This window comes from Nonomuraea sp. GTA35 (assembly GCF_041950525.1).
Taxonomy (GTDB): domain Bacteria; phylum Actinomycetota; class Actinomycetes; order Streptosporangiales; family Streptosporangiaceae; genus Nonomuraea.
On the sequence record NZ_JBGNUV010000003.1, the window covers coordinates 495504 to 507217 of the forward strand.

11 protein-coding genes are annotated in these 11714 nt (G+C 69.9%); 5 read left to right on the forward strand and 6 right to left on the reverse strand.

From position 1 onward, the window contains the following. Positions 1-55: 55 nt before the first annotated feature. Positions 56-439 (forward strand): SSI family serine proteinase inhibitor, encoded by a 384-nt coding sequence (locus ACBJ32_RS15495; protein WP_357868566.1) that lies wholly within the window; start codon positions 56-58, stop codon positions 437-439. A gap of 14 nt (positions 440-453) precedes the next feature. Here ACBJ32_RS15495 and ACBJ32_RS15500 read toward each other — a convergent pair whose 3' ends face one another. Then, a complete protein-coding gene (locus tag ACBJ32_RS15500) occupies positions 454-1929 on the reverse strand; it encodes an amino acid permease (RefSeq protein WP_357868564.1) in 1476 nt (491 codons plus the stop codon). 102 nt (positions 1930-2031) lie between these two features. Here ACBJ32_RS15500 and ACBJ32_RS15505 point away from each other — a divergent pair, with 102 nt between their 5' ends. After that, a complete protein-coding gene (locus tag ACBJ32_RS15505) occupies positions 2032-2667 on the forward strand; it encodes a DedA family protein (RefSeq protein ID WP_375127292.1) in 636 nt (211 codons plus the stop codon). On the opposite strand, the gene dxs is transcribed toward ACBJ32_RS15505, so the two are convergent. Further along, on the reverse strand, positions 2615-4495 hold the full coding sequence (gene dxs / locus ACBJ32_RS15510) for a 1-deoxy-D-xylulose-5-phosphate synthase (RefSeq protein WP_375127760.1): 1881 nt from the start codon (positions 4493-4495) through the stop codon (positions 2615-2617). The two genes, ACBJ32_RS15505 and dxs, sit on opposite strands and share 53 nt — an antisense overlap. Positions 4496-4664: 169 nt before the next feature. On the opposite strand from dxs, the gene ACBJ32_RS15515 reads away from it, so the two are divergent. The 3 genes from ACBJ32_RS15515 to ACBJ32_RS15525 are packed head-to-tail and all read left to right on the forward strand — an operon-like array spanning position 4665 to position 7163. Beyond that, positions 4665-5516 (forward strand): neutral zinc metallopeptidase, encoded by an 852-nt coding sequence (locus tag ACBJ32_RS15515; RefSeq protein ID WP_375127293.1) that lies wholly within the window; start codon positions 4665-4667, stop codon positions 5514-5516. Between the two features lie 54 nt (positions 5517-5570). Further along, on the forward strand, positions 5571-6377 hold the full coding sequence (locus ACBJ32_RS15520; RefSeq protein WP_357868555.1) for a neutral zinc metallopeptidase: 807 nt from the start codon (positions 5571-5573) through the stop codon (positions 6375-6377). Between the two features lie 36 nt (positions 6378-6413). Beyond that, on the forward strand, positions 6414-7163 hold the full coding sequence (locus ACBJ32_RS15525) for a neutral zinc metallopeptidase (protein WP_375127294.1): 750 nt from the start codon (positions 6414-6416) through the stop codon (positions 7161-7163). A 7-nt stretch (positions 7164-7170) separates the two neighbouring features. Here ACBJ32_RS15525 and ACBJ32_RS15530 read toward each other — a convergent pair whose 3' ends face one another. Genes ACBJ32_RS15530 through ACBJ32_RS15545 form a run of 4 tightly spaced genes read right to left on the reverse strand, consistent with a single transcriptional unit; the run spans position 7171 to position 11611 of the window. Beyond that, positions 7171-8376, reverse strand: coding sequence for an ROK family transcriptional regulator (locus ACBJ32_RS15530; protein WP_357868550.1), 1206 nt, complete (start codon positions 8374-8376; stop codon positions 7171-7173). Positions 8377-8411: 35 nt separating this feature from the next. Next, positions 8412-9674, reverse strand: a complete 1263-nt coding sequence (locus ACBJ32_RS15535) for a sugar ABC transporter permease (protein ID WP_375127295.1) — start codon at positions 9672-9674, stop codon at positions 8412-8414. Further along, positions 9671-10435, reverse strand: a complete 765-nt coding sequence (locus ACBJ32_RS15540; protein WP_375127296.1) for an ATP-binding cassette domain-containing protein — start codon at positions 10433-10435, stop codon at positions 9671-9673. Before ACBJ32_RS15540 ends, ACBJ32_RS15535 begins: the two co-directional genes overlap by 4 nt. A gap of 60 nt (positions 10436-10495) precedes the next feature. Next, the gene (locus tag ACBJ32_RS15545) at positions 10496-11611 is read right to left on the reverse strand and encodes a sugar ABC transporter substrate-binding protein (protein ID WP_375127297.1); all 1116 of its coding nucleotides are present in this window, start codon (positions 11609-11611) and stop codon (positions 10496-10498) included. Between the last annotated feature and the right edge of the window lie 103 nt (positions 11612-11714).

Genomic DNA, 11714 nt, shown 5'->3' on the forward strand with positions numbered 1-11714 from the left:
CTCCGCACGCACTCCGTCGTAGCCTTTGGTGCCGTCCTACGAACGGAGAGTAATCATGATGAGAGCAGCCGGCGCCCTCGCGCTCTGCGCCGCCCTCCTGGCGGGCGCCTCCTCGCCCGTGCAGGCCGCGCCGCCCCCGAAGGCGAAGCTCAAGATCGTTGACGGGATGAAGGGCGGGCCCGTGAAGTCGGTCTGGCTCCACTGCGGGCCCGTCGGCGGCACCCACCCCAACGCGCGTGCCGCCTGCCGCCTGCTGCGGCAGGTCAAGGGCGAGCCGTCGCAGCTCAACGTCAGCCCGAAGGCCTCCTGCAGCCAGGAGATCAAGCCGCACGCGGTCGCCATCGCGGGCACCTGGTACGGCAGGAAGGTGCACTGGGCGAAGTTCTTCGCCAACGCCTGCCAGATGCAGGCGATGACCGGCCCCGTCACCGCTCTCTGAGCATCCTCGCGCGGTCAGCGGCGGGCCTTCTCCTCCCGGGAGAAGGCCTGCCTGCTGTTCCAGTAGCCGAAGCCGAAGTAGACGACCAGGCCGATGACCATCCAGACGAGGAAGCGCAGCCACGTCTGCGCCGGCAGGTTCAGCATCAGGTAGAGGCAGGCCAGCACGGACACGATCGGCAGGAACGGCACCAGCGGCGCCCGGAACACCCTCGGCAGGTCGGGCCGCGTCCGCCGCAGGATGATCACCCCGATCGACACGACCACGAACGCGAACAGCGTGCCGATGTTGACCAGCTCGGCCAGCTCCCCGAACGACACGAACCCCGCCAGCGCCATCGTGACGAGCCCGATGATCACGGTGAGCCGGGCCGGGGTGCCGTAGTGCGGGTCGACCTTCGCCAGCCAGCGCGGCAGCAGCCCGTCGCGGCCCATCGCGAACAGCACCCGGGTCTGGCCCAGCAGCAGCACGAGCACCACCGTCGTCAGGCCCGCGATCGCGCCCACGCTGATGATCGCCGCCAGCCAGGCGTGCCCCACCGAGGTGAAGGCGTCGGAGAGCGGGGCGGCCGTGCTCAGCTCGCTGTAGCGCTGCATGCCGACGACGACCAGGGAGACGGCGACGTACAGGACCGTGCAGATGGCCAGCGAGCCGATGATGCCGCGCGGTACGTCGCGCTGCGGGTTGATGGTCTCCTCGGCGGCGGTGGCCACGATGTCGAAGCCGATGAAGGCGAAGAACACGATCGCCGCCGCGGAGAAGATGCCGATCACGCCGAACGCCACCGGTGTGATGCCGAAGATGAGCTGGATGAGCGGCGCCTTCAGCCCCTCCACGCGCGGCGTGGAGACCGCCTCGGGGATGAACGGCGTGTAGTTGGCGGCCTTGACGAAGAACAGCCCCGCCACGATGACCAGCAGCACCACCGCGATCTTGGTGATCACCAGGATCAGGTTGACCCGCGAGGACACCTTGATCCCCGCCACCAGGATCGAGGTGAGGAGCAGCACGATGAGGATGGCCGGGACGTTCACCACCGGATCCTCGCCCGCGATCGAGGCGGGCAGCTCCATGCCGATGGAGGCCAGCATGGAGGCGAAGTACCCCGACCAGCCGACCGCCACCACGGCGGCGGCCAGCGCCAGCTCCAGGAACAGGTCCCAGCCGATGATCCAGGCGGGGAACTCGCCCAGCGTGGCGAAGGAGAAGGTGTAGGCGGAGCCCGCGACCGGGATCGTGGAGGCGAACTCGGCGTAGCACAGCGCCGCGAGCCCGCACACGATGCCCGCCACGACGAACGAGAGCGCCACCGCCGGGCCCGCCATCTCCTTGGCGACCTGGCCCGTGAGCACGAAGATGCCGGTGCCGACGATCACGCCGATGCCGAAGACCGTCAGGTCGGTGGCGGTCAGGCGTTTGCGCAGCTGGTGCTCGGGCGCTTCGGTGTCGCGGATCGACTGCTCGACGCTCTTCGTGCGAAAGATGTCCACGCTCGGTGATCCTTCCCATACCAGGGGTGATCATGCCCGTTTCGGGGTGGGACCGGGGACGATCCCGGTGGTGTTCCGCGATCTGGGTAGCAGTCTGAAGCTATGCTCAACGATCTCCTCGACGCCCTGGCCGGGCAAGACCTCGGCGTGGTGCTACCACTGTTGCTGGTCTTCCTGACGCTGGACGCCTCGGTCGGGATCGGCCTGATCACCCCCGGCGACGGGCTGCTGCTCGTGGCGGGCGCCACGGCCGACAGCGTGGGCGAGACGCTGGCCCTGATCGGGGCGGGCCTGGTGGCCTGCTTCGCGGGCGCGTCAGGCGGTCACTGGCTCGGCCGGCGCTACGGCTCGCGCCTGCGGCACGGCAGGCTGGGGCGGCGCGTCGGGGAGCGCCGGTGGGCGCGCGCGCAGGAGCTGTTCGAGCGGAGCGGGTGGGCGCTGGCGCTGGCGTACTTCCTGCCGGTGCTGCACGCACTGACGCCGGCCGTGGCGGGCACGGTGGGCATGCCGTACCGCAGGTTCATGCCGTGGGCGATGCTGGGCAGCGCGGCCTGGGTGAGCACGTACGTGACGCTCGGCGCGCTGGCCGGGGAGGTGGTGCGGCGGCACGCGGAGTGGCTGCTGCCCGTCGTGGCCGCGGCGGTGATCGTCATGGTCGGGATCACCGCCGCGGTACGCAGGGTGGTCAGCGGCGGGCGGGCTCCACGGAGGAGGTCCGCTTCGCGACCGCCTCGGTGATCTGGCGGGCGAGGTCCTGGCCGGTCAGGCCGATCCTGCCGAGGATCGCGGCCCGCTTGGCGTGGTCGAGGAACTGCTGCGGGATGCCGAAGGTGCGGACGGGCACGTCGACGTCGCCGTCGCGCAGCAGCCGGGCCACGGCGTCGCCCACGCCGCCGACGCGGCCGTTGTCCTCGACGACCGCGACCAGCTTGTGGGCGCCGGCGGCCAGCACCAGCGCCTCGTCCAGCGGCTTGACCCAGCGTGGGTCCACGACGGTGGCCGAGATGCCCTGGGCGTCGAGCAGGACCGCCGCGTCCATGCAGATCTGGGCCATCGGGCCCACGCCCACCAGCAGCACGCCCGGCTCGCCGTCGGCGGCCCGCAGGAGGTCCATCTCGCCCAGCTTGCCGACCGGCTCGATCGCCTCGGCGACCGGGCCCTTGGGGAAGCGCAGCACGGTGGGGCCGTCGGTGACCTCCACGGCCTCGCGCAGCAGCTCGGTGAGGCGGTCGCCGTCGCGCGGCACCGCGATCCGCAGCCCGGGCACGACCTGGAGGATCGACAGGTCCCACATGCCGTTGTGGCTGGCGCCGTCGTCGCCCGTGACGCCCGCCCGGTCGAGCACCACGGTGACCGGCAGGCGGTGCAGGGCGACGTCCATGAGGAGCTGGTCGAAGGCGCGGTTGAGGAAGGTGGCGTAGACGGCCACGACCGGGTGCATGCCGCCCAGCGCGAGCCCGGCGGCGCTGGTCAGCGCGTGCTGCTCGGCGATGCCGACGTCGTAGATGCGGTCGGGGTAGGCCTCGGCGAAGGCGTTGAGGCCGGTCGGGTGGAGCATCGCGGCGGTGATCGCGACCAGGTCGTCGCGCTCCTTGCCGAGCCGGACGAGCTCCTCGCTGAAGACGTTGGTCCAGATGCGGCCCTTGGGCTTCTCCGCGCCGGTGGCCCGGTCGAAGGCGCCCGGCGAGTGGAACTGGTCCTCGTCGTGGTTCTCCGCCGGGCTGTAGCCGCGGCCCTTCTGGGTGAGCGCGTGCACGATGACCGGGCCGCGGAAGTCGCGGGCCTGGCGCAGCGCCGCCTCCATGGCCTGCTCGTCGTGGCCGTCGATGGGGCCGACGTACTTGAGGCCGAGGTCCTCGAACATCACCTGCGGCGACAGGACGTCCTTGACGCCCTTCTTGAAGCCGTGGAGCGCGTCGTAGAGGACGGGAACGTTCCCGATCTTGTCCTTGACGAAGTCGAGCATGTCCTCGTAGCGGCGGTTGACCCGCAGCGAGGACAGGTGGGAGGCCAGGCCGCCGATCGTCGGGGAGTAGGAGCGGCCGTTGTCGTTGACCACGATCACGACCGGCAGGTCCTTGAACGCGGCGATGTTGTTGAGCGCCTCCCAGGCCATGCCGCCGGTCAGGGCGCCGTCGCCGATGATCGCGACGACCGTGCGGTCGTGCTCGCGGCGCAGCTTGAACGCCTTGGCCAGGCCGTCGGCGTAGGACAGCGCGGTCGAGGCGTGGGAGTTCTCCACGAAGTCGTGCTCGGACTCGGCCTGGCTCGGGTAACCCGACAGGCCACCCTCCTGCTTGAGCGCCTCGAAGCCGGCGGCCCTGCCGGTGAGGATCTTGTGCACGTACGCCTGGTGGCCGGTGTCCCAGACCACGGGGTCGTCGGGTGAGTCGAAGACCCGGTGAACGGCGATGGTGAGCTCCACCACACCGAGGTTGGGGCCGAGGTGACCGCCGAACCTGGCGCACGAGTCGACGAGCACGTCGCGGATCTCTCCAGCCAGCCGCGGCAACTCCTCGACACTGAGCCGTTTGACGTCCTGCGGTCCCTTGATCGAGCCCAGCAACCCGCTCACGGATGCGTCTCCCCTCTGCTCTTTTGCGCCGATCCCCCCGAGTCTAGTTCGCGAAGGCCCCACTGACTCCATCGAGTCAAATCCACCCACTTATGTCCGATCTTGACCTAGTCTTTCGGTACCTATGAACTCCGTCCCCATAAGCAGACTCCTGACCCTCGTGGCCGCCGTACTGGCGCTCGCCCTCGCGGCGGCCGCCCTGGTGATGGTGCTGGCGGACGTGGCCACGACCTCGACGGGCCCCGCCAACGAGGCGCAGCAGCTCGCCTCGCCGCCCGCGAAGGTCTCCAACGAGAAGCCGGGGACGCTCCTCGCCCTCAGGGCGCTGGCCGTGGCCAACCCCCTGTACAAGACCGGGCGGCTCGCCGACGTGGACTGCTCGCCCGGCGACCTGCCCGCAGGCAGCATGGTGGCATACCGGCGATTCCTGACCCGCGTGACGGCCTGCCTGAACGAGGCGTGGGCGGCCCAGTTCCGCAAGGCGGACCTGCCCTTCACCAAGCCGCGGCTGCGCATCATCACCGGCAAGGTCAGGACGCCCTGCGGGGCCTGGAACGCCGGCGCGGACGGGGTCTACTGCTCCACCGACCGCACGATGTACCTGATGATCAGCAAGGCGCAGCTGCGCAACCCGTTCCCGCTGGGGATCACCCGGCTGGTCGCCCACGAGTACGGCCATCACGTCCAGCAGGTCTCCGGCGTGTGGAGTTACTACTGGGCCGCGCGGAGCTCCGCCGGCAAGGCCAAGCGGCTGCAGTTGTCGCGCAATTCGGAGTTGCAGGCGGAGTGCTTCTCCGCGGTCTTCATGAGCACGATGAAGGGCAGGCCGCTGGTCACCGAGGATGACTGGGCGTACACGGTGAACTGGTTCAGGAAGAACGGCGCCAAGGGCTGGCCGCAGAACGACCACGGCAAGGGCCCGACGCAGGCGGCCTGGATGACCCGCGGCTTCAATCGCGGCACTCCTGGGGCGTGCAACACCTGGGCCGCAAATCCGCGAAATGTCACCTGATGGCTCTTTAGTCTCGCTTTACCTGGAACTCCCTCTTTAATAGGGTGCGTTCTCATGCGTATCCCTCGATTGGCGCTCATGGCGGGCGCAATGGCCGGCGTGCTGTTCGCCGGCACGGCCCACGCGGCCGCCTCTTCGGCCCCGTCGTACAAGCCGGTCCTGACCAAGAACGCCCTCTACAAGACGGGCAAGCTGGGCGTGACGGCGTGCGAGGAGCCGCAGGTCCAGAACGGGACGGTCGAAGAGGCCAAGCTCTACTTCGAGACCGTGATGGAGTGCCTGGACAAGGCCTGGAGCCCCATCGTGCAGAAGGCCGGTTACCGCTTCAGCAAGGCCAGGCTCCACGTGGTCACCAAGCCGGGCGTGAAGATCCCCTCGTGCGGCCGCTTCCCCGCGGGCGCGCAGGCGGTCTACTGCCCGCAGGCCAGGTCGATCTCCTTCCTGCTGAGCTCGAACGTCGTCGAGGAGCCCACCGACCTGCAGCTCATGCAGGTGCTGGCGCACGAGTACGGTCACCACGTGCAGCACCTCACCGGCATCATCAAGGCCACCGACGTGATCCTGCGCAAGGACAAGGAGTCGCGCGCCCTGGAGGCCCTGCGCCGCTCCGAACTGCAGGCCCAGTGCCTGAGCGCGGCGTTCGTCGGCCGGGTGTGGAACTCGCTCGGCCGCCCCGACACCGACTGGAGCATCCTGCTCAAGGGCAGCCACAACCCTGTCGCCGCCCTCGGCGTGCGCAACAGCGGCGACGAGACCCACGCCTCGCAGGCCAGCAACAAGTACTGGCTGGAGCGGGGCTTCAAGGCCCAGTCGGCGAGCGCCTGCAACACCTTCACCGCGCCCAGCCGCAGGGTGTACTAAGGCAAAACCGCACAAGAACCTCTAAGATCCGCGATCGTGCGCATTCCCCTCACGGCGCTCGCCGTGTGCATGGTCGCGGGTCTTGCCTTTCCCGCGCCGGCCGCAGCCGCGGGACGGGTCGGCCAGGCCGGGCTGATGGGCGCGATGGGCGGCGAGGTCGTGCCGCACACGTGCGCGGTGCCGGCGATCCGCGTGGGGAGCGTGGCCTCGCTCAGATCCTTCCACCAGGCGATGGCCGCCTGCGCCGACACGTTCTGGGCGGGCAGGTTCGCCGCCGCGGGGCTGCCGTACAGTTCGCCCGAGGTGACGATCACCACCGGTGGCGACTCGGTGTGCGGGGCGATCACCAGCAGCGGGGCGCAGTACTGCCCCGACCACCGGACGATCGTCATCCGGATCATGAAGCAGGACCTGCGGGACCCGTTCAGGATGAACATCGCGCACTCGGTGGCGCACGAGTGGGGTCATCACGTGCAGCAGCTCATCGGGGTGCTGGCCGCGCAGGCCGCGCTGTACGAGCCGGCCTCGGAAGGGGCGCGCAAGCTGCTGAGCCACCGGCTGGAGATGCAGGCCGAGTGCTTCGCCGGGGTGTTCTACAGCGCGACGCTGAAGTCGATCAGGCCGGGGATCTCATGGCAGGACTGGCTGTCGGCGGTGCGCAACGCCGACGAGAGCGACATCCACGGCAAGCCGCGCAACCTGGCGCTCTGGCAGGACCGGGGGTACCGGGGCGGGGCCACGGGCTTCTGCAACACGTGGACGGCGAACCAGGGCAAGGTCGCCTGAGACGAGGTCAGGCGTTGGCGCGGGCCAGGACTTCCAGGGGGTCGGACAGCACGTGGGCGAAGGCCAGCTCGGCGGCGCCCACCAGGGTGGCGGCGTCCCCGAGCGCCGAGGTGCGCAGCCGTACGCGCTCCCGCTGGGGCGCCATGGCGTGCAGCGCGAGCTGCGAGCGGACCTGGGCGGCCGAGCCCAGGTAGATCTCCCGGAGCATCCCCCCGAAGATCACCATCTCGGGGTTGAAGATGTTGACCAGGTTCGCCACGCCGAGGCCCAGCCAGTCGCCGACGCGGCTGAGCGCCTCCTGGGCCACGATGTCGCCGCGGTCGGCCGCGTCCACGACGGCGCGCACCGCGTCGCGGCCCTGGTGGCCGGCCGAGACCCGGCCCGCCGACTCCAGCAGGGCCCGCTCCCCCACCTCCGCCTCCAGGCAGCCGTGCGAGCCGCAGCCGCAGGCCCGCCCGCCCGGGTTGACGACCATGTGGCCGACCTCGCCGCCGTAGCCGTCGTGGCCGCCGAGCAGGTGGCCCGCGGCGATGATGCCGCCGCCGATGCCCACGTCACCGTGCAGGTAGATGAGGTCGCGTACGCCGATGCCGACGCCGCGGCTGTGCTCGGCCAGGGCGGCCAGGTTGGCGTCGTTGCCCACGCTGACGGGCAGGCCGAGGCCGAGCCGGCGGCCCAGCTCCTCGCCGAACGGCACCTCCTCGGCCTTCAGGTTCGGCCCGAACGTGACCACGCCGTCGGCCTTGCGCACGCCTCCGGACACGGCCGCCGCCGCGCCGACGCAGACCGTGTCGTCCCTGGTCTTGCGCCGCATCTGCCGGGCGAAGCCGGCCAGCGTGCCGGTCAGCGCGTCCACCTCGAACCGGCCGCGGTCGCGTACGGTCTCGCGGCGGTCGAGTATCACCCCGCCCAGCCCGACGCGGGCGACCGCCAGCCGGTCGGGGCCCACGTCGAAGGCGAAGACGTAGACGCGCGCCGACTCCGGGCGCACCACGAGCGAGGGCCGGCCCGCGCGGCCCGTCTCGCGCGGCAGCTCCTCGCGTACCAGGCCCGCGGCGGTGAGATCCGACGTCAGGGCCATGATCGTGCTGCGGTTGAGCCCCATCTTCGAGGTCAGCTCGGCGCGCGAGATCGGCCCGCCCAGGTGGACATGGCGAAGCAGCGCGCCGAGGTTGTGGCGCCTGATGTCCTCTTGGGAGGGGCCGGCACGCATCGTCTGGGATTCCTTCAGGGGCTGTGAGTCGCTGATCACCTTAGACCAGCGGCAGCCGCCCGCTTGCGCGCCAGGGCGTCGACACCCGCGGCGAGCAGCAGGACGGAACCCGTGACCAGGTACTTCACGCTCGCCCCGTACCCCATCAGACCCATGCCGTTCTCGATCACGGCCACCACGGCGCCGCCGAGCACGGCGTCGAGCACCCTGCCCTTGCCGCCGAAGAGGCTGGTGCCGCCGATGACCGCCGCGCCGACCGCGTACAGCAGGACGGAGCTGCCGCCCGTGTTCGGGTCGACGGAGCTGGCCCGCGACGCGGCCACGATGCCGCCGATGGCGGCCATCGAGGAGCAGATCACGAACGCGCTGATCTTGATCCGGTCCACCGGGATGCCGGCCCGCCTGGCCGCCTCGGTGTTGCCGCCGACGGCGTACAGGTGACGGCCGAACCCGGTACGGCGCAGCACCAGCGTCCACGCGACGAGCAGCACCAGGATGACCGGGACCACGATCGGCACGCCGGTGAGCGAGACCAGCGCGGGGTTGCGGCTGCGCTCCAGGTTGAGCGCGGCGACCGCGAGGCCGGCGAACAGCGCCAGCATGCCGACGCGGAAGGCGATCAGCGAGAGCGGGTCGGCGACCAGGCCGCGCTTGGTGCGGTTCCTGGCCCTCCTGAGCTGCACGGCGGCGAAGATCGCCACGCAGAGCAGGTAGAGCGCCCAGCCGAGCCACGGCGGCAGGTTCCTGTTGGCGATGGCGACGACCACGCTGTCGCGGATGGAGATGTTCGTGCCCTCGTCCACCAGCACCAGCACCAGGCCCTGGAAGGCGAGGAAGGCCGCCAGCGTGACCACGAACGACGGGATGCCGACCTTGGCGACCAGCGTGCCGAGCACGGTGCCGATGATCACGCCGGTGAGGATGGCGGCCGCCATGCACACGTACCAGGGCAGGCCCGCGCTGGTCAGCGTGACGGCGAGGACGGCCGCGCAGACGCCGCTGGCGAAGCCGGCCGACAGGTCGATCTCGCCGAGCAGCAGCACGAACACCAGGCCCATCGCGATGAGCGTGACGGCGGCGCCCTGCGTGAACAGGTTGGCGAAGTTGATCGCGGTGACGAAGGAGGGCCGTGCCACGGCGAAGACGACGCAGAGCACGACCAGGCCGAGCACGGCGGGCAGCGCGCCCATGTCGCCGCCGCGCACCCGCTGGACGTAGGCGAGGAAACTGTTCTTGATCGAGGGTGCCTGCGCCGCGGCGACGATGGCCTCGCCGGGCAGTTCCTTGACCTTGTTCATGGGGTGACCCCGTTCTTGAGGCCCAGTTCGCCGCTGCGGCCGGAAGTGATCAGTTCGACGACCTGCGCGTGCGTCACGTCGGCGGTCTTGACCTGGGCGGCCATCCTGCCGAGGTAGAGCGCCGCGATCCGGTCGGAGACGGCGAACACGTCGTTCATGTTGTGCGAGATGAGCACCACGGCCAGGCCGGTGTCGGCGAGCCTGCGCACCAGCTCCAGTACCTGCGCGGTCTGGGCCACGCCCAGCGCCGCGGTGGGCTCGTCGAGGATGACGACCTTGCTGTTCCACAGCACGGCCTTGGCGATGGCCACGGTCTGCCGCTGCCCGCCGGACAGGCTGGAGACCTGCTGCCTGATGGACTTCACCGTGCGGACGGACAGGCCGCTGAGGGTCTTCTCCGCCAGCTCCTCCATGCTGTCCTCGTCGAGGAAGACGCCGTTCTTGCGCTCCCTGCCGAGGAACATGTTCTGGACGATGTCGAGGTTGTCGCACAGGGCGAGGTCCTGGTAGACGATCTCGATGCCCAGCTCGCCCGCGTCGCGGGGGCTGTGCACGTGGACCTGCTTGCCGTCGAAGAGCAGCTGGCCCGAGTCGATCGGGTAGATGCCGCCGATGCACTTGACCAGGGTGGACTTGCCTGCGCCGTTGTCCCCGACGAGCGCGGTGACCTCGCCGGCGTACGCGGAGAGCTCGACGTTGTGCAGGACCTTCACCGGGCCGAAGCTCTTGTCGATCCCACGCACTTCAAGGAGGGGGGTCATGGGGCTCCCTTAAAACGAGGGCACGGCCCCCGCTCGTGGCGCGGGCCGTACCCCTCGGCGTTATTGAATTCCTGCCTCGGTGCACTTGGCGGCGAAGTCGCCCGTGCACAGTTCCTCCTTGGTGACGTAACCGTCGGCCACCACGTCCTTGACGTTGTCGAGGTAGATGGCCTGCGGCTCCATCAGCTCGGCGGGCACGTCCTGACCCGACTCGGGGTCCTTGACGCTGCTGCTCGCCGTGGGCTTCTCACCCTTGGCCAGCGCGACGGCGAGCTTGGCCGCCGCGTCGGCCTCCTTCTTGACCGCCTTGTAGACGGTCATGCACTGGTCACCCGCGAGGATGTTCTGCAGGCCCTGGACGGTGGCGTCCTGGCCGGTGACGGGCACCTTGCCGTTGAGGTTGTTCTTCTTCAGCACGGTGATGGCGGCGTTGCCGAGGCCGTCGTTGGCCGCCAGTACTCCGGCGATCTTCGGCTGCTCGGTCAGCATCTGCTCGAAGAGCGTTCCGGCCTGGGTGTTGTCCCAGTCGGGCACCGACTGCTCGGGGCCCTTGACGTACTCGCCGGCGTCGAACTTGGGCTTGAGCACGCCGTCGTACCCGGCCTTGAACAGCGTCGCGTTGTTGTCCGTCGGCGAGCCGTTCAGGTAGGCCACGATCGGCTTGTCGGCCTTCTTGTCGGTCAGGCACTTGCTCAGGCCCTCGCCCTGGAGCGTGCCCACCTTGGTGTTGTCGAAGCTGACGTAGTAGGCGGCGCCGCCGCCGAGCGTCAGCCGGTCGTAGTCGATCGTGGCCACGCCCTGGGACTTGGCCTTGTCGATGACCGTCTTGCCGGTGCCGCTGTCCAGGTTCACGATCATCAGCACGGTCGCACCGTTGGTGATCATCTGGTCGGCGATGGTCTGGAACGCCGTCTTGTCGTTCTGGGCGTTCTGGATGTCGTACTGGACGCCGGCGGCCTTGAACGCCTCTTCCAGGTACTTGCGGTCCGCCGTCTCCCACCGGGCGGAGGACTTGCTGTCCGGCAGGATGACGCCGATCTTGCCGGCCTTGGCCGCGTCCGTGGCCGGGGCGGTCGAGGTCGACGTCGTGGTCTGACCGCCGTCGCCCCCGCAGGCGGTGAGACCGAGGGCGAGCGCGGCTGCCGCGGCGGTCAGGCTGAGGATCCCCTTGCGCATGGTGCAGGGTCCTTTCTTCCGGAGGGGCCCGGATGAATGTTGTTTGCGGCAACGTATTCCGGGACGGACCACATTGGAAGGGGGTGAAGGCGGCTAGTTTGTT